We start from the raw sequence: 18,763 nt of genomic DNA, 5'->3' as shown, positions 1-18,763 counted from the left end.
CGCCATGCGCTTCCTGTTCAAGACCGACTACGAAGACGACATCAAGCTGTTCCCGCATTCGGGCTATTTCGTCTCCTACGGCATCCTGCTCGCGCTGCTGCTGATCGCGCCTTACGTGCTCTCCAGCTATCTGATGAGCCAGCTCGTCTTCGTCTGCATCTATGCAACCGTCGGCGTGGCGCTGCTGATCCTGACCGGCTTTACGGGGCAGGCCTCGCTCGGGCATGCCGCGTTCCTCGCGATCGGCGCCTACACGGCGGCCTATTTGCAGAAATACAACGTGCCGTTCCCGGTCTACTTCCTCGCCGCGGGCCTTCTGACCGGCATCATCGGCGCGATGGTCGGCTTTCCCGCGCTGCGGCTCCAGGGCATCTATCTCGTCATCGCCACCATCTCCTTTGCCCTGATCGTCGAGGAGATCCTGGCGCGCTGGGAGAGCGTCACCAACGGCAACGAGGGCATGCGGGTCAAGACGCTGTCGCTGCTCGGCGTCGCGGTGCCGCGCGACAGCCCGACCTTCTATTTCCTGTGTCTCGCCGTGCTGGTGCTGACCATCGTCGGCACGCTCAATCTGCTGCGCTCGCCGACGGGCCGCGCCTTCGTCGCGATCCGCGACAGCGAGACCGCGGCGCGCAGCATGGGCGTCAACGTCGCGCTCTACAAGGTGAAGTCCTTTGCGATCTCGGCGGCGATCACCGGCTTTGCCGGCGTGCTGTTCGCGCACAAGCTCTCGTTCATCTCGCCGGAGATGTTCACGCTCCAGCTCTCGATCGAGTTCATCATCGTGATCCTGATCGGCGGCAGCTTCAGCCTGCACGGCGCCGTGCTGGGCGCGATCTTCATCGTGATGATCGACCCGTTCCTGACCTATTTGAAGGACGACATGCCCGGCATCATCGCCGGCATTGCCGCCGCTTTCGGCGCCGGCACCCAGGGAGCGGCCGACGTCCAGTCCAAGGTCGCGGCCTTCGCGTCGCTCAACGGTCTGAAGGGCGCGATCTACGGCATCATCATCGTGCTGTTCGTGCTGTTCGAGCCGCTCGGGCTCTACGGCCGCTGGCTCAAGATCAAGCTCTTCTTCCAGCTCTTCCCGCTCTACAAGCGCGCCACCTTCAAGCGGCAGAAGATCTACGTGAAGTCGGAGCGCAACCGATGAGCTACTTTCGCGCCGAGAACCTCTCGCTGCATTTCGGAGGCCTCAAGGCCGTCGATGCGGTGTCGTTCGCGGTGGAGAAGGGCGAGATCCTCTCGATCATCGGGCCCAACGGCGCCGGCAAGAGCTCGATCTTCAACCTGATCTCGCGCATCTACCGGCCGACCTCGGGCCGCATCTTCTTCGAGGACCAGGACATCACCGAGCAGCCGCCTTACGATATCGCAAGACTAGGCATCGCCCGCACCTTCCAGAACATCGAACTGTTCGAGAACGCGACGGTGCTGTCCAACCTCCTGGTCGGGCGCCACCGCCATTCCACCACGCAGCTCTGGCAGGAGCTGCTGTTCCTGCCGAGCGTGCGCGCCAACGAGAAGCTGCATCGCCGCCGGGTCGAGCAGGTGATCGAGTTCCTCGATCTCGAGCCCTATCGCGACAAGCTGATCTCGGGCCTGCCCTACGGCGTGCGCAAGGTGATCGAGCTGGCGCGGGCGCTGTGCTCGGAGCCGAAGCTGATCCTGCTCGACGAGCCGTCCTCCGGCCTCAATGTCGAGGAGACCGACGACATGTCGTTCTGGATCCGCGACATGAAGAACGAGCTCGGCGTCACCGTGCTGATGGTCGAGCACGACATGTCGCTGGTCAACCGCGTCTCCGACCGCGTCATCGCGCTGAACTATGGCCGGGTGCTGGCGATGGGCTCGCCGGCCGAAGTGCAGCAGCACCCTGATGTCGTCGCCGCGTATCTGGGAGCCTGACGCGATGGATGCCGCGGCGACCCCGGATATCATCTTAAAACTCTCCAACATCGAGAGCTATTACGGGCCGATCATGGCGATCCGCGGCATCTCGCTGGAGGTGCCGCGCGGCCGCATCGTCACGCTGCTCGGCGCCAACGGCGCCGGCAAGACCACCGTGCTGAAGACGATCTCCGGCATTCTCGATCCGCAGAAGGGCGCGATCGAGTTCATGGGCAGGCCGATCCAGCGCATGGAGGCCGACCGGATCGTGCGGCTGGGCCTCAGCCACGTGCCGGAGGGGCGGGAGGTGTTCCCGTTCCTGTCCGTGCGCGAGAACCTGATGATGGGCGCCTATCCGCGCAAGGACCGTGGCGGCGTCGCGGAGGATCTGGAGCGCGTCTACGGCTATTTCCCGCGGCTGAAGGAGCGCATCGACCAGCCGGCCGGCCAGCTCTCCGGCGGCGAGCAGCAGATGCTCGCGATCGGCCGCGCGCTGATGAACCGGCCGACCCTGCTGCTGCTCGACGAGCCCTCGCTCGGCCTGTCGCCGTTGCTGGTGAAGGAGATCTTCACCATCATCCGCCGCGTCAACGAGGAACAGGGCATGTCGATCCTGCTGGTCGAGCAGAACGCCAAGGTGGCGCTGGAGACCGCGCATTACGGCTATGTGCTCGAGATCGGCCGCATCGTGATGAACGACACCTGCGACCGCTTGATGCATTCCCAGGACATCCAGGAATTCTACCTTGGCGCCAAGGAAGCGGGCGCTCGGGGCGAACGGCGCTGGAAAAAGAAGAAGACGTGGCGTTAAGGCAAGACTTGGCGTTAGATGGGTTGCCCGTCCGCAAGACATAGACCGCCGGCAAGGCAGGCAGCGGAGGGGAAGCGACAAGGAGGAGGCGCGCATGGCCCGACCGGCGGTGCTGACGGTCGCTGATACGATCGCGAAAAGCTTCTTGCGCGCCGCGGAAACGCGGGGCGACACGCCGGCGATCCGCGAGAAGAAGTTCGGCATCTGGCAGCCGACGAGCTGGCGCGAGTGGCTGGAGATCTCGAAGGAGATCGCCTACGCGCTTCGCGCGATCGGCTTCATGCCCGGCGACGTCGCCTCCATCATCGCCAATGCCGTGCCGGAATGGGTCCATGCCGACATGGGCATCCTGTGCGCCGGCGGCGTCTCGTCCGGAATCTATCCGACCGATGCCTCGTCCCAGGTCCAGTATCTCGTCAACGATTCCGGCACGAAGGTGATCTTCGCCGAGGACGAGGAGCAGCTCGACAAGATCCTCACCTGCCGCACACGCTGCCCGTCCCTGCAAAGGATCGTCGTGTTCGACATGGAGGGCCTCAGCGGCTTCACCGACGACATGGTGATGTCGCTCGACGAGTTTCGCGCGCTCGGGCGCAACCACATGGTCGGGCGCGAAGCACTGTGGCAAGAGATGATCGACAGCCGCGGCCCTGAAGATCTCGCGGTGCTCGTCTATACCTCCGGCACGACCGGCCCGCCCAAGGGCGCGATGCACGCCAACCGCAGCGTCACGCACCAGATGCGGCATGCCAACGACTTCATCCCGGCGCGGGAGAGCGAAGACCGGCTGATCTTCCTGCCACTCTGCCATGTCGCCGAGCGCATCAGCGGCTACTACATCTCGGTCGCGCTCGGCTCGGTGATGAATTTTGCCGAAAGCACGGAGACGGTGCCGGACAATCTGCGCGAGGTGCAGCCGACCATCTTCCTCGCGGTGCCGCGCATCTGGGAAAAATTTTATTCCGCCATCACCATCGCGCTGAAGGATGCGACGCCGCTCCAGCAATGGGTCTACCGCCGCGCCATCGGGATCGGCTACCGCATGGTCGATTGCCGGATCGAGGGCAGGGCGCCGCCGCTGTCGCTGCGCCTCGCCAACCAGCTCGCTTACCGGCTCGCCTTCCGCAACATCCGCCGCATGATCGGGCTCGATCGCTGCCGCATCGCCTTCACGGGCGCTGCGCCGATCGCGCCGGAGCTGATCCGCTGGTATCTCGCGCTCGGCATCGACATGCACGAGGTCTACGGCCAGACCGAGAATTGCGGTGTCGCCACCATGATGCCGGCGACGCGGATCAAGCTCGGCTCGGTCGGCACCGCCGTGTCCTGGGGCGAGGTCGCGCTGTCGCCCGACGGCGAGATCCTGATCAAGGGCGACTTCCTGTTCATGGGCTATCTGAACCAGCCGGAGAAGACGGCGGAGGCCATCGATCCGCGCGGCTGGCTGCACACCGGCGACGTCGGCACCATCGACAACGAGGGCTTCGTTCGCATCACCGACCGGATGAAGGACATCATCATCACCTCCGGCGGCAAGAACGTCACGCCGTCCGAGATCGAGAACCAGCTCAAATTCTCGCCCTACATCTCGGATGCGGTGGTGATCGGCGACAAGCGGCCGTACCTCACCTGCCTCGTCATGATCGATCAGGAGAACGTCGAGAAGTTCGCCCAGGACCACGACATCCCCTTCACCAATTATGCGAGCCTGTGCCGGGCGACGGAGATCCAGGACCTGATCTGGCGCGAGATCGAGCAGGTCAACGTCAATTTCGCCCGCGTCGAGACCATCAAGAGGTTTTTCCTGATCGAACGCCAGCTCACCCCGGAGGACGAGGAGCTGACGCCGACCATGAAGCTGAAGCGCAGCTTCGTGAACAAGCGCTACGCCGCCGAGATCGACGCCATGTATCGCGAACGCGCGGTGGCGTGAGGCGCACGGCCGGAAGGCCGTGCGCAAGGAGACGTTGAAATCAGCGGAGGAGCGATGGCCAACCCTTCGCGCAACACGGGCCAGGGAGAGGAGACGTCAATGTCGAAATCGTTCAGGGCGTTCGGCCTTGCGGTGAGCGCGGTGGTGCTCACGCATCTGCCGGCCGCAGCACAGACCAAGGTCACCAATGAAGGCATCTCGGCGACCGAGATCGTGATCGGCACCCACCAGGATCTGTCGGGGCCGATCAAGGGCTGGGGCGTGCCGGTCTCCAACGGCATGAAGATGGCGGTCGAGGAGGTCAACGCCGCCGGCGGCGTCAACGGCCGCAAGATCCGGCTGGTGGTCGAGGACAGCGGCTACGATCCGAAGAAGGCCGTGCTGGCGTCGCAAAAATTGATCGAGCGCGACAAGATCTTCGCGATGGTGGGACCAATGGGATCGCCGACCGTGCTCGCGGCGCAGGACATCCTTCTCGACGCCGGGGTGCTTCAGCTCTTCCCGCTGACGGCGGCGGAGTTCACCTTCAAGTTCGATCCGGCCAAGCCGCAGGAGCGGCTGAAGTTCAACAACCTCCTGCCCTATGTAGAGAGCACGCGCGCCGCGCTCAAATACATGATGGAGTGGAAGAGCTTCCAGAAGCCCTGCATCATGCACCAGGACGACGAGTACGGAAAGAACGTGCTTGACGGATTCAACCAGCAACTGGCTGTGATGAAGGTGCAGCCGGCCTCGATCACGAGCTACAAGCGCGGCGCCTCCGACTTCAGCGCCCAGGTCGCGAAGATGAAGTCCGACGGCTGCGACCTCGTCGTGCTCGGCGCGGTGCTGCGCGAGCCCATCGGCGCCATGACCGAGGCCAGGAAGCTCGGCTGGGACGTCACCTTCCTCGGTGCGACGCCCGTCAACGTGATGGAAGTGCCCATGCTCGGCAAGGAAGCAGTGGAAGGCCTCTATGCCGCGTCGGGCTTCGAGATCCCGTATGAGGACACCGCCAAGGGCAAGGTCCACGACTGGCTCGTCAACTACAAGAAGATGTTCAACACCGACGCCAACACGCAGGCGATCATCGGCTACAACGCGGTGATGACCTTCGCCTTCTATGCGCAGAAGGCGGGCAAGGACCTCACGGGACAGAAGATGCTGGACTCGCTCGAGTCGGGCGAGAAGTTCCTCGACATCTTCAACTCGCCCCCGACGAAGTTCTCCAAGACCGACCACCTCGCCAACACCATCACCCAGGTGCAGCAGGTCAAGGGCGGCCGCTGGGTGCTGGTGAAGGACAATCTGATGTTTTGATGCGTCGTCGCCTCTCCCCGCGTGCGGGGAGAGGCCGGAATTTGCGGGAGCAAATTCCGGGTGAGGGGGAGTCTCCGCGAGTCCATCTTTCACCGTCTTTGCGGAAGCTGCTCCTCACCCCAACCCTCTCAGCGCGAGCGGAGCTCGTCGCGGCCCCGCGAAGAGCGGGGAGAGGGAGAAGAAAGACCTAGGATCCGCCGCCCGCGGTCCCCGAATTCACCGGTGCCAGCTCGTCTTCACGGCAGCGCCAGCCGTCGCCGGCTTTGACGAAGGCGAAGGTGCGCTGGATCCTGAGGCGGCGCGTGACGTTGAAGGCGTCCGCGGAGCGCTCCTTGTTGCCGGCGGCTCCCGGCTGCGGACGACCCGTCCTGGCGTCCCAGCAGGTGCCGGTGCAGGTGGAGGCGACCTTGCTGCATGTGGCGAAGGGCGCCAGCACGACCATTTCGATCTCGCCCGTGACCTGCGCCTCCTGGTCGCTCACCTGGCTGTCGACGGCGTAGACGCGGTTGATGCGCAGGAAATTCCCGCAGGAATTGGCCGCGTGAATCCGCGCGGCGCAGAAGTCGACGGCGTCGGTGTCGGGCGACCGGGCCGCGACCTGCCGGCCGAACACCTTTTTGGGATCGCTCTTGGCGGCGCGGATCTCGTCGGTCTTGTGTGCGAGGTAATCGGCGAGGCAGCTCTCCGCCGATTCGAGCTCTTGCAGTGGCGCGTTCTCCTTGCCGACCAGATTGCATCTGCGGTCGCGCTCTCGCGTCCACCGGCCGTATTCAGCGAAGGCAAAGCGGGCCGCAGTCGGGTCCAGCTTGCCGATCAGCCCGAGCACCTGGCCATTGAGCTCCGTTTCGGCGAGCGCCAGCGAGGGGTCCGCGCAGATCAATGCGCCCGCGGCCGTATTGGCGGCGAGACAGTCGAAATCGGGATCACGCAGGATCGCGGCGCGCTCCTCGGTCACCTTGAGGAGACACGCCTTCACCCGGTCGAAATCGTCGGCACGGATCCGGGTCTCGCCGACGATGCCGCAGCCGAGATTGCGCTGGCGGCCCCAGATCGCGTTCTCCTCGATGGCCGGCAGGCGGTCGGGCAGGCGGGCGAGCCGCGCCTCGATCGCCGTGCCCAGCTTCTCGGCGGCGGCGGCAAGCTCGGCGTCACCGCAGATCAATTGATTGCCGGGATCGCGAATCTGCTGGCAGTTGTTCCTGGCGAACAGCGGCAGCTTGTCGGCGATGGAGCGGTCGGATGGGCCGGATTGCGCGAACAGGGGTGCCGCGGGCGCCAGCAGCGCAAGCACAATCAGCCCGATGAACCGCATTCCAGTCGCCCCCGCCTTGCCGGAGGCATGCTAGCGCCCCGGATCGCGCGGTGGAATGAATTTGTGGGGCGGCGCTTTGCGCCGACCCGTTGGCTCTATCCGGCTACAAGCTAGCCCGATCTATTCACGAGAGCACGGTCGTTCTTGACGTCTGACGGGGGCTGGCGGCTGGCGTGGGTGACCGTCCGGCCTTTTCTCACCGGGTTCTACATCAAGCTGTTTTGTAGGCGATGGAGGAGTGGGGCGGGTGAGCGGGCGCAGGCCCGGTCGGTTACGGACCGAGCGGGAGCAGCGCGCCGGGCAAGCAGCGGATCAGGTCGGCTTCGGGACATGCCGCGGCAAACGCAAGGCGAATGCGGCTCGAGGTCTCGACCACACGGGCGGCGAGCTTCAAGAGCCGAAGACGCAGCGTCGCGAACTCGGCAGCGGCCAATTCCCGGACTTTGGGAATGGCCTCGCGCACGGTCAGCATCAGCCAATAAGCGGCCGTATGGAGCACGAGACGGACCTGGTTGGCGAGCGCCGAACGGCAGCTGGTGCGGTCGGAGGCGAGCTGCGTCTTATGCAGCTTGATCAGATTCTCTGCTTGGCCGCGCGCGCAATACAGGCTGTCGTAGATCCACTCGGCCGAGCCGACATCGAGGCTGGTGACGACGAAACGGATGTCGAGGCCGAGCATCGTCGCCTCAATACGGGCGACGGTGCGCCGTTCGCGATCCCAGGACTTTGCCTTGTGGCGCGTCTCGGTATAGCCACGCAGAACCGGCAGGTTCTCGATGGCGCGTCGGGTGCGGATGTCGTCGGCGACCTCGTCGACTTTTCTGGCGAGAGGCTTGGTGCCGGACAGACCGAAGATGTAGTCGATGCCGTTGGTCTCGCACCACGCCATGGCCTCCGGCCGGGCATAGTGCCCGTCGCCACGGAACGTAATTCGCGTGTTGTGCCACCGCGTGCGGATATGCCGTACCAGGCGGCGCAGAAGGGCACGCACCTCGACGCCGCCCGGCGTCTTGCCGGGCCTCAGCACGACCGCCACGGGACGGCTCTTCTCCGTGTCGTAGACGTGGATCGGCAGGAAGCAGCGTTCGTCATAATGAGCGTTGAACAGCGAGAGCTGCTGATGGCCGTGGACGACATCGCAGGTATCATCGATGTCGAGCGTGACGGATGCCGGCTCGCGCGGGTAGCTATCCATCCATGCGTCGACCAAAATGTAGGTCAGCCGGATCACGTCGCGCAGGCGCGGAGCATTCTCCAGCCGCGACAGCGTCGGCTGGGAACACAAATCCCGGCCCGTGTCCGGCAGCCGTCCGCAGGCCAGCTTGAATGCCGGATCGGACCGCAGATGATCGAGGTCGTCGGCGTCCTCGTAGCCGCAGCAGATCGCGAACATGCGCGCGCGGAACATATCGACAAGGCTGTGCACGACCCGCGTCGGATCGCGCCGATCCGGGAACACCCGGGCCAGATTGTCGGCCAAGCCGAGACGCCGCTCGGCCATCGCCAGAAGCATCACGCCCCCGTTCGAGGTTAGGCGCCCACCATCGAAGGCAGCTGTGACTTTCTTGGCGTGAATGGCTGGAAACGAGAAGGGCGGAATCGTATCGTCGGTCATGGCGGGCGTGGCGTTCGCGGTTGGAGGTGATGGGGTTGGCTTCACAACCGAATCCTACGCCGTATCAGCGCTTTACACCACGCTCGCCAGCCTCTCGGGCGCCTCTTACGAATAAGACAGGCTAGCTCAATGCGCCTCGGCCGTGGCCATCGAGAACCGCACCGGCTCGTCGACATATTTCAGCACGGCCGACTGGTACAGCACGAACAGCGGTTGGTAGCCCCGCGAGTCGTCGTCCTCGACCATCGCCATGCGGCGGTTGTCCAGCATCAGCCAGTGTCCATCGAGCTTTGCCGCGGCAACCGCATGCTCCTCGCCGGCGCGGATGTCGCGCACCACGACGACGCGGAGGTCCTCGGTGGCAACGCCGGCGAGCCGCAGCGCGGCCAGCTTGGCGATGGCATAGTCTTCGCAGTCGCCGGCGCCGCGCTGGAAGGTCGCAAGCGGCGAGCTCCAGACGTCGTCGGCGCCGTCATTGGCGGCGCGGATGGCGAGGTTGATGGCGCGATTGGTCTCGCCCAGCCGGGCGCGGCCGTCGCGGGCGCGGGCCTGGTCGACGATGGCGAGCAACTTGAGTGCCGCAGGCGATGCGCAATTGTCGCGGTCGCCGTCGCACAGCGCGAGCTGCACCATGTCGTCGTCGAGCCTGGATTTCAGCGCGGACCATTTCTGCTGGAGGCTGCCGGACGAGATGGCAAAGGCGAACACGCCGAACGGTTCGGCGGATTTGCGCACGAGGACGCCGGCGCCCGGCGACAGCAGCGTGCCGGCGCGGAGCTCTGCGGTCGATCCGAGCAGAACCAATCCGCACAGGACAAGGATTGCGCGCCAGGCGCGCGAGCGAGCAGCGGTCTCCATCTGACATCCCCTTCCGGCTTCGCCAGGTCCCCCTCGACCTGTACGTGCCGGGCTTTGTTGCTTTCGCGGAGATAGTGCGAGACGGGCCGTTTTGTTCTGCTTAATGCGCCCGGCAGGGGCCCCAAAACCGTGGGACAGGCTGAAACGGCTCTGCCCAAATTGCGTAAAATTTTACGAATCGGGGACTAGGAGGTGTCCGGTCGCCGCGAAATGGAAACAATTGCAGGCAGAAGTTGCAGGTGGGCTGATTCTGTCGCCTATGGCTAACGACCCGCTATTTCACGGGTTCTGTTAGTTGGGTCACAGATTTAGTTCCGTATTTCCCGCAGGATGCCCCGGGGTTCCACGAAGAAAAGATGACATGAGTATCTGCCGCTTGATCTATACGGCAGTTTACTTTGGATGACTGAGAATGTGCGAAAACAGGCCAACTTCAACTTCAGAATACTGCAAGGAATACTTTGTCCTCACCATGAGGGCACTGCTCTTCGAGGGCTCCGATCGTCAAGTGACGCGAAATCACACAAGCAATAGATGGTTTCGCTAAGGATTTAGTAATGCTATGCAAGCTTAGGCGGTTGATACTTACTTAAATTTTAACCCTTTTTACGGTGCCCGGTTGAATTACGCTGGCAAATTTGACGCCGCGATCTTCTTGGACGGCCAGGGTTCCCACTCGCCCGCCGATCTCCATGTCGATTCCTTTACCGCCAAGCCCTTCATCGCGAAGGCGCACGGTCACGTGCCTGATGGCGCGTTCGTGGTTCCCGAACCGAACCTGATCTTCAACGGCGAGTTCAAGCGCGCCGGTCTCGACCTCGTGCTGTCCCATGAGGGACACGAGTTCGTCGTTCACGATTATTTCAGGGGCGACAAGCGCGCCGCGATCGCCTCGCCCGATGGCGCCCACCTCACCGGCGACGTCGTCAACGCGCTCACGGGCCATGTGCAATATGCGCAGGCCGCGCCCGGTACTGCCGCAGCCCAGGTCATCGGCCACGTCACCAAACTCTCCGGCAGCGCGACCGCGGTCCGCAACGGCGTTTCGGTCATCCTGAACAACGGCGACAATGTCGAGAAGGGCGACGTGGTCTCGACCGGCGCGGATTCGACGCTCGGTATCACCTTCATCGACGGCACCGTGTTCGGCCTGTCCTCCAATGCGCGGATGGTGCTGAACGAGATGGTCTACGACCCCAACGGGTCGAACAACTCCTCGCTGCTCAGCCTGGTCGCCGGCACCATCACCTTCGTCGCCGGCGAGACCGCCAAGCACGGCGACATGAAGATCGACACGCCGGTCGCCACCATGGGCATCCGCGGCACGGCGGTGCTGACCCAGATCAACTTCGTCGTTCCCACCGGCGGCGGCGATCCGCAGCAGCAGGCGAGCTTCCAGGTGCTGGTCGAGCCGAACGGCACGACGGGCTCCTACATCCTGTTCGACAAGGTCACGCTGCTGCCGATCGCGACGGTCAATCAGGCCGGCCAGATGATCCAGATCAGCGGCGGCAACGTCTCGATCACCAACGCGCTGATGTCGCCGGACATCCAGAAGCTGATCACGGACGTGTTCACGCTGAAGTTCACCGACAACAACACCAACACCAAGCTGACCACGAACTTCACCGACACGATCACGCAGACCGGCAATATTGTCGTGATCAAGACGGACACCGGTGCCACCGCGACCGCGACCTTCACGAATCTCAATCAGCCGGGTTCGGAGGGGGCGGGCCATAATCCGGCGACCAGCACCCGCATCCCCGGGCCGCCCCTGCGTCAAAGCCTCGATCTCGACGGCAACGTGAAGACGGCGTTCGCGCTGACCGAGCACGCGAACGCGACCGGCGATACGACGCCCGATACGATCTCCGGCCGGATCACCTTCGTCGACCAGAACCTGGGCGATCAGCCGACGGTGAGCATTAGCCTCAGCGACGCGCCGAACTACGTCTACAAGAGCGCCGGCCAGCAGGATGTCACCGGCACGCTCTCTGCGCTCCAGAAGCAGGACATCGCGGCGACGCAGATCGATATCCAGGTCGCCGCCGCCGCCGGCAACAACAATAACGGCTCGGCGGTCTGGACCTATACGATCCCCGACCACGTCTTCGACTTCCTGGCGGCGGGAGAAACGCTGACGCTCACCTACGGGGTCCGCGTCGACAACAATTTCTCGGTCAACCCCGAAGCTTCGTTCATCGACATCACCATCACGATCACCGGCACCAACGACAAGCCGGTGATCACCACCAGCGTTCCGACCATCACCTTCGAAGGCGGCACCAGCAAGCCGGGCGGTCCGCTCACCAGCGATGTGCCGACGTCGGGTACGCTGAGCTTCGACGACGTCGATCTCACCGACAAGCATACGGTGTCGGTGGCGCTGACCAGCGCGACCCTGCCTGATGGCAGCACCGTTCCGCCGGGTCCGCTCGCCGCGTTCCAGAGCGCGATGTCGGTCGCGATCGCGGCGGGTGCCGACAGCACCGGGGACGGCACCGGCACCATCAACTGGTCGCTGGCCGACCTTCCCGTCTACCTCGCCGACTTCATTCCGAAGGGCGAGGTGCTGACGCTGACCTACACCGTGACGCTCACGGATTCGCAGGGCGCCACCTCGCAGCAGACCATCACCGTCACGATCAAGGGCACCGATGCGCCCGCGGTGGTGTGGATCGCGACCGACCACGCGGGCGCGCCTTCCGGCGGTTTCTGGAAGGACGCGGCGAACTGGGAAACCGGCACCGTCCCGACCATCAATGACGACGTCATCGTCATCACCGATCAGCTGCACGGCCTGACGCCGTCCTATCCGGTGACGATCGACGTCGCCGCCTATGCCAGGTCGGTGACGATGAACGATTTCGGCGGCCCGCCGCCGAAACTGATCAACCAGAGCTCGCTGACGATATCGGGCGCGCTCAACATGGGCGCGGACTCGATCCTCACCAACACCGTGACCGGCACGATGTCGGTCGGCGGCAAGGCCAAGATCCTCGACACGAGCGTGCTTACCAATGCCGGCTATCTGACGCTCCAGGGCGGCGGTGATTTCGCCAGCGGCACCACGATCAGCAATTCGGGCACGATCGAGCTGTCGGGCGGCACGTTGAACATACTGGCCACGATCCACAATGCCGGCGGCACGCTGAAGGCCGATGCCGGCACGATGCTGATCGTCGATACCGCGACGGTCGACGGCGGCACCGTCGCCATCCTGGGCACGCTGGAGCTCGACGGCACCAGCCTGATCGAGCACGGCGCGTTGAACAATTCCGGCACGGTCAACGTCAAGGGTACGGCCGAGTTCGCCCACGAGAGCGTCTCCAACACCTCCACCGGGACGATCAAGGTGCTGGCGAATGGCTGGCTCACCGTCGACCAGGGCACCAGCGTCGCCAACGCCGGCCACATCACCGTCGATGCCAGCGGCAAGCTGACCGTCAACGGCGCGACGATCAGCGGAGCGGGGCCGGTTATCGGCGGCGGTGACGATGAGGGGGGCCCCGTCCTCAACGCCGGCATCCGCGGCACAGGCGTGATCACCGGCAACGGTGAAATCGACCTGACCGGCAACGCCGTCCTGAGCGACGGCATCCTGAACAACAATGCTGTCCTCAACGTCAGCGGCAGCGGCAATGCGCTGAGCAATGAGGGCGTCAACAATGCCGGCACGATCGAGGTGCTGGCGAACGGCGCCCTGGCCATCGACCAGGGCTCGACCGTCAACAATTCGAGCGGCAACGTTATCGTCGATGCCAATGCCGCGTTGACCCTGGACCACGCCACGCTCAGCGGCGGCGCCATCAAGGGCGGCGGCACCATCGACGTCACCGGTGCCAGCAAGATCGACGGCGGTGCCATGCTCAGCGTCACTGCGGTCACCGCGGGTGCCGCGCTGACGCTGGATGGCGTCACCGTGTCCGGGACTGATATCACCGACAATTCCAGCATCGAGCTCAACAACACCGTCAAGCTCAAGGACGGCGCCAGGATCCAGGGCGGAGCGGTCGCCAACACCGGTACGCTCGAGATCGCCGGCGCCGCGACGCTGCTCAACGATATCCTGACCAACACCAGCCATGTCATCAAGATCGACGATGGCCAGACGCTGACGCTGTCCGGTACCGAGATCACCGGCGGCACCATCGACAATTATAGCGGTGCGCAGGGCGGCGCGATCGACGTCACCGGCAACAGCAAGATCGACGGCAACGCAACCCTGAACAAGGGCACGGTCACGGTCGAAAACGGCGTCACACTGACGCTCGACGATGCCACCATTGCGGGAGCCACGATCGGCAATGGCGGCACCGTCAAGGTCGATCCCGGCAAGAAGCTGACCCTGGCGGGTGCGAGCCTGACCGGCGGCGCACTCTCCGTTTCGGGCACGCTGGATTCGTCCGGGGCGACCACGATCACCGATGCTGCCATCACCAGCAACGGCCTGATCGAGGCGGTTGGCGGCCTGTTGACGCTTGCCACGATGACCTCGGCCACCATCGCCAACGCCGGCACGCTTCAGGCCAATGGCGCCGAGCTCGACATCGACCACGAGGCCGTCACCAACACCGGCACGCTGGCCGCAATCAATGGCGGCACGCTGAAGCTGATCGCGATGACGGTGACCAACGGCACCGGCGCGGTTTCGGTCACATCAGGCTCGACGCTCGATCTCGTCGGGGCAGTGATCGATGGCGGCACGTTGACGATCGCGGGGACGCTGGAATCGACCGGCACGAGCGCGATCCACAACGCCGATATCACCAATACCGGCACGATCGCCGTCACCGGCGGCACGCTGACGGTCGATCCCGGCGTCCTTCACGCGATCACCAATCACGATCTGATCGAGGTGGTGAACGGCGCCACGCTGAAGCTGATAACCGCCACCGTGGCCAACGCCGGCGGAACGATCTCGATCGACGCCGCGTCAAAACTCTATCTGTCCGACGTTTCGATCAATGGCGGCAGCCTGAGCAATTCTGGCAATCTCTACGGGGTCACCGGTCTCAACACGATCTCGGCGGCGGTCACCAACACCGGCACCATCGAGGTCCAGGCCGGAACGTTGAACCTCTCCGGTGGCCTCAGCGGCATCGGCGCGGTGATCATCGACAACGGCGCGATGCTCGAGCTCGGCGGTGCGGACGCGCAGACGGTCCTCTTCGCGGGCGGCTCCAACACGCTCAAGTTCGACGATACAAGCCACGCCTTCAGCGGTACCATCAGCGGTCAGGCGTCAACGGGAGGCACCTTCACCATCACCTGTGATGCCAACATTGAGGCATTAAGTGGTGATGCGGTCGACTTCACCGCCTCGGGTGGGTCGCCCGGTAGCCATGGTGACATCATTCTCACGCCCTCCGGTGCACTGACCGGTGCGGCCAATGGCGTCGTCGTCACGCAGAATGGCACAGGCGACATCTCGCTGACGGCGACCGGCAACATTACCGGCAGTGCCGGCAACGGCATCACGTTGCGCGACAGCCAAGCGGGCTCCGGTGCCATCACGGTCAACGATCTCACCGGCAAGGCGACCGGCTCCGGCGCGAATTCGGTCGGTGTGCTGGTCGAGAACCTGAACACCGCCAACGGCGGCGACATTTCGATTACCCAGCTTGGCGGCGCCGCGGGCGGCGCTTACGGCATCGATGCGCACACCGAGGGTGGCGGCGACATTACCATCGACGCCGGCGGCACCATCACGGGGAGCTCGATCTACGGCGTCCGTTCGCGCAGCTATGGCTCAGGCAGCACGACCGTCAGGACGGAGGCCGGCAGCGTCGTCACGTCGGGAAGCTCCGGCGTCGTCGCAGTCAATCGCGCGAGCACGCTCCTGGCCTCGGATCACAGCTCGATCACCGTCACCAACTACGGCACCGTCAACTCTGGTGCGAGCCTCAATCTGAGCGGCAACGCGCCGGCTGGCCTCGAGGCCGGCTACCTCGGCGCGGCGACTGGCTTTGGCGCCAACGCCAACGTCTATGGCAACGTCGTCGTCAACAACTACGGCAATGTCACCGCCGCGGGCGGCTACGGCATCCACGCCTACAACTACGGCAATGGCGATGTTACGGTGAGCGACGGCGCCGGCACCACCGTCATCGGTGCCGAGATAGGCATCCGCGCCCAGGCGCTGAACGGCGGTAGCGGCAACGTGACCGTCACGCTCGGTGCCAATGCCTCGGTGAAGGGCGCGACCAGCTACGGCATTCTCGCCTATAGCATCGACCAGGGCGACATCAGCGTTACCCTGGCGAGCGGCGATAGCGTCATCTCGGGCAGCTCCGGCATCGTGGCGGTCAACTACGCAGCGGCGATCGCGAGCGGCGTACACAGCACGATCTCAGTCGTGGCGCACGGCACCATCCATTCCGGCTCGGCGCTGAATGGCGATACCACCACGCCGGGCGCGATCATCGCGGGCTACAAGCCGGGTGGCAGCGGCGTCTTCTCGAACGCCGTCAGCGGCGACGTCACCGTCGCCAGCGATGCGACCATCATCGCGGATGCCGGCTACGGCATCGAGGCGTTCACCTGGGGCGTCGGCAAGGTCACGGTCACGACCGGCGCGGGCTCGTCGATCACCGCGGCGGGCACCGCGATCGGTGTCTTCGATCATGGGGGCGGTGACGTCAGCGTCACCAACAACGGCTCCGCCACCGGCGCGGTCGGCCTGTCCGCTTTTGCCGCGGGCGCAGGCGCTGTCACCATTGTCAATAACGGCCATATCACCGGCACCAGCAGCGTCGGCATCAGTGTCAATCAGAACGCCGTCGCTCCGGGCGATCCGGCCGCGACCGGCTCGACGCATATCACCAACACCGGCTCGGTCGTGGGCGCGACCGGCCATGCGGCGATCTTCATCCAGGAGAACGCGAACGGCCTCGCGACGATCGACAATTCCGGTACGATCGGGCCGGCCGTCGCCTCCACCGTGACCTACGCGACTTATGCGATCGTCGAGACCGGCGGCGCCGTCATCATCAACAACACCGGCCACATCAACGGCAACATCTCGGTCGCGAGCGCGACCTTCAACAACAATGCAGGCGGCATCTGGACCGTCGCCGGCAGCAGCGTCTTCGGCAACGTGTCCTCGATCGTCAACGCCGGCGAAATCGATCTGCTCAATGGCGCTTCGATTTCGGTGAACGGAACCGGCATCAGCAATTCCGGCGACATCGACAGCTGGGGCGCGGCGTCGATCACGGGCACCATCGTCAACAGCCATCTCATCGAGGTCCACACCGGAACGCTGACGCTGTTCGGCTCGCTGTCCGGCGCAGGCTCGGTCACGATCGACGCCAATGCGACGCTCGAGATCAAGAACCTGGTGTCGCAGACCGTCACCTTCGCCGGCGCCGGCGGCGAGCTCGAGATCGACACCGCGACCTTCGGCGGTTCGATCGCCGGCTTCGCCGCCAACGAGAAGATCGACCTGTCGACCATCACCTGGGACGGCGGGACCACGGCGACCTATGACGCCGTCACCGGCAATCTCGTCGTGAGCGATACGCATAACCACAGCATCACGCTCAAGCTCATCGGCAGCTACAGCGACACGCATTTCATCACGAGCAGCGACGGCAACGGCGGCACCATCGTCGAGATCGCCCCGGTCGATGAATGGACTAATTTTGCCGGCGGCGACTGGAACACGGCGTCGAACTGGAGCCTGGGCGTGCCGGGGGCCAGCTACGACGTGAAGCTGCTCGCCGGAGGCGAACCCTGCACCGTCGACAGCGCGGCCAACGTCACGATCCACGACCTCACCGTCGCCTCCGGCGTGACGCTGCTGACCGAGCCCGGCACCGTGTTCACGGTGAAGGGCGACGTGGTCGACAATGGCCTGATCGAGGCCGGTCCGTTCTTCGGGAACAACGTTTCGACGATCGACATCAAGGGCAATGTCAGCGGCGCCGGCGCGATCGAGATTTCCAACAAGGCCGTCGTGGAGATCGAGGGCTCGGTTTCGGGGATCGTCGTCTACTACGACAACGGCCTGGGCACCCTGGTCCTGGACCATGCCAAGGATTTCCACGGGCTCATCTCGGGCTCTCCGGCCGGAGCTCCGCTCTCGTCCGGCAATCTGATCGACATGAAGGATCTCGCCTGGACGTCCTCGATGTCGGCGCAGGCCCAGTACAATTCGGACACCAACGTCACGACCGTCGACTTCTACAACGGCGCGACCACCGTCACCCTGTCGTTCCTCGGCAAGGACCTGAATTGGACCCTTCAGAGCGACGGTCATGGCGGCACCACCGTTTATGATCCGCCCGCCGACACGCCCATGACGATCGAGACCGGCGCGGTGCTGAACCTCAGCGAGGCTTCCGCACAGAGCGTGACCTTTGCCAACGGGACCGGAACCACCGGCACCTTCGCGATCGAACACGCCGCCGATTTCACCGGCGTCGTCAACGGCTTCGCGGGCGACGGCACGATCACCAATTCGGATCTCCTCGACCTCAAGGACATCGGCTTCTCGAGCCTGACCGGGGTGACCTACACCGAAAACGCCGACCATCTGGGCGGCGTGCTGACGATGTCCGACGGGACCGACACCGCGACCATCAAGTTTGCCGGGAGCTACAGCATCGACAGCTTCCATTTCGCCAACGACGGCAACGGCGGCACGCTGGTCGTCGATCCGCCCACGGGACCCACCCTGGTCGGAACCGACGGGCAGGACCAGTTCTCCTTTACGAATTCGACGCTTCCGGTTCAGAGCACGATCGTCGATCTCGAGCTGGGCCAGGAAAAGATCGACCTGCAGAAGTTTGCCAACATCCACTCCTTCAGCGATCTCGGCATCACGCAACAGGGAGCCGACACGCTGGTCACGCTCGACGATCACCAGTCGATCCGCCTGAAGAATCTCGTGGCGAGCAGCCTGCATGCCGGCGATTTCATCGTCGCGAACCATGCCTGACGGCATTCCCCCGGTTCGGCTACGGCGCCTCGTCCGCGGCGGATTCCGGTATCAAAGACGTAGCTGATTGCGTATTGTCGCCCGAACATCGGACG

Annotated in this window: 9 protein-coding genes; 6 read left to right on the top strand and 3 right to left on the bottom strand. The window is 64.4% G+C overall.

Annotated elements, in window-relative coordinates; all coding sequences use genetic code 11:
• Nucleotides 1–4: 4 nt before the first annotated feature.
• The 5 genes from ACFLEY_RS37925 (at nt 5) to ACFLEY_RS37905 (ending at nt 5,936) form a co-directional block, all read left to right on the top strand.
• Nucleotides 5–1,156, top strand: a complete 1,152-nt coding sequence (locus ACFLEY_RS37925) for a branched-chain amino acid ABC transporter permease (protein ID WP_060908933.1) — start codon at nt 5–7, stop codon at nt 1,154–1,156.
• Nucleotides 1,153–1,911: an ABC transporter ATP-binding protein gene (locus ACFLEY_RS37920; protein WP_011090654.1), complete on the top strand. Its 759-nt coding sequence runs from the start codon at nt 1,153–1,155 to the stop codon at nt 1,909–1,911. Before ACFLEY_RS37925 ends, ACFLEY_RS37920 begins: the two co-directional genes overlap by 4 nt.
• 4 nt (nt 1,912–1,915) lie before the next feature.
• The gene (locus tag ACFLEY_RS37915) at nt 1,916–2,704 is read left to right on the top strand and encodes an ABC transporter ATP-binding protein (protein ID WP_060912706.1); all 789 of its coding nucleotides are present in this window, start codon (nt 1,916–1,918) and stop codon (nt 2,702–2,704) included.
• A 94-nt stretch (nt 2,705–2,798) separates the two neighbouring features.
• Entirely contained in the window at nt 2,799–4,637 is a 1,839-nt protein-coding gene (locus tag ACFLEY_RS37910; protein ID WP_211434351.1) for a long-chain fatty acid--CoA ligase, read from the top strand.
• Nucleotides 4,638–4,736: 99 nt separating this feature from the next.
• A complete protein-coding gene (locus ACFLEY_RS37905; protein ID WP_038966119.1) occupies nt 4,737–5,936 on the top strand; it encodes an ABC transporter substrate-binding protein in 1,200 nt (399 codons plus the stop codon).
• Between the two features lie 187 nt (nt 5,937–6,123).
• On the opposite strand, the gene ACFLEY_RS37900 is transcribed toward ACFLEY_RS37905, so the two are convergent.
• The 3 genes from ACFLEY_RS37900 to ACFLEY_RS37890 all read right to left on the bottom strand — a co-directional run bounded on the left by ACFLEY_RS37900 (nt 6,124) and on the right by ACFLEY_RS37890 (nt 9,721).
• Nucleotides 6,124–7,248, bottom strand: a complete 1,125-nt coding sequence (locus ACFLEY_RS37900) for a lysozyme inhibitor LprI family protein (RefSeq protein WP_060908932.1) — start codon at nt 7,246–7,248, stop codon at nt 6,124–6,126.
• Between the two features lie 271 nt (nt 7,249–7,519).
• Entirely contained in the window at nt 7,520–8,863 is a 1,344-nt protein-coding gene (locus ACFLEY_RS37895; protein WP_060910091.1) for an IS1380-like element ISBdi2 family transposase, read from the bottom strand.
• 126 nt (nt 8,864–8,989) lie between these two features.
• Nucleotides 8,990–9,721, bottom strand: a complete 732-nt coding sequence (locus ACFLEY_RS37890) for a transglutaminase-like cysteine peptidase (RefSeq protein WP_060908931.1) — start codon at nt 9,719–9,721, stop codon at nt 8,990–8,992.
• Between the two features lie 619 nt (nt 9,722–10,340).
• Between ACFLEY_RS37890 and ACFLEY_RS37885 the strand changes: the two genes are divergently transcribed.
• The gene (locus ACFLEY_RS37885) at nt 10,341–18,668 is read left to right on the top strand and encodes a FecR domain-containing protein (RefSeq protein ID WP_396604366.1); all 8,328 of its coding nucleotides are present in this window, start codon (nt 10,341–10,343) and stop codon (nt 18,666–18,668) included.
• The last annotated feature ends 95 nt before the right edge of the window (nt 18,669–18,763 follow it).

Source organism: Bradyrhizobium sp. YCK136 (genome assembly GCF_044570075.1).
In the GTDB taxonomy this organism is placed as follows: Bacteria; Pseudomonadota; Alphaproteobacteria; order Rhizobiales; family Xanthobacteraceae; genus Bradyrhizobium; species Bradyrhizobium diazoefficiens.
Note: the sequence above shows the minus strand (reverse complement) of the source record. Positions and strands in the feature narration are given on the sequence as shown.

Coding starts and splice junctions, on each gene's coding strand:
- ACFLEY_RS37915 (WP_060912706.1), top strand. CDS start 1,916: ATGGATGCCGCGGCGACCCCGGATATCATCTTAAAACTCTCCAACATC.
- ACFLEY_RS37910 (WP_211434351.1), top strand. CDS start 2,799: ATGGCCCGACCGGCGGTGCTGACGGTCGCTGATACGATCGCGAAAAGC.
- ACFLEY_RS37905 (WP_038966119.1), top strand. CDS start 4,737: ATGTCGAAATCGTTCAGGGCGTTCGGCCTTGCGGTGAGCGCGGTGGTG.
- ACFLEY_RS37920 (WP_011090654.1), top strand. CDS start 1,153: ATGAGCTACTTTCGCGCCGAGAACCTCTCGCTGCATTTCGGAGGCCTC.
- ACFLEY_RS37925 (WP_060908933.1), top strand. CDS start 5: ATGCGCTTCCTGTTCAAGACCGACTACGAAGACGACATCAAGCTGTTC.
- ACFLEY_RS37895 (WP_060910091.1), bottom strand. CDS start 8,863: ATGACCGACGATACGATTCCGCCCTTCTCGTTTCCAGCCATTCACGCC.
- ACFLEY_RS37900 (WP_060908932.1), bottom strand. CDS start 7,248: ATGCGGTTCATCGGGCTGATTGTGCTTGCGCTGCTGGCGCCCGCGGCA.
- ACFLEY_RS37890 (WP_060908931.1), bottom strand. CDS start 9,721: ATGGAGACCGCTGCTCGCTCGCGCGCCTGGCGCGCAATCCTTGTCCTG.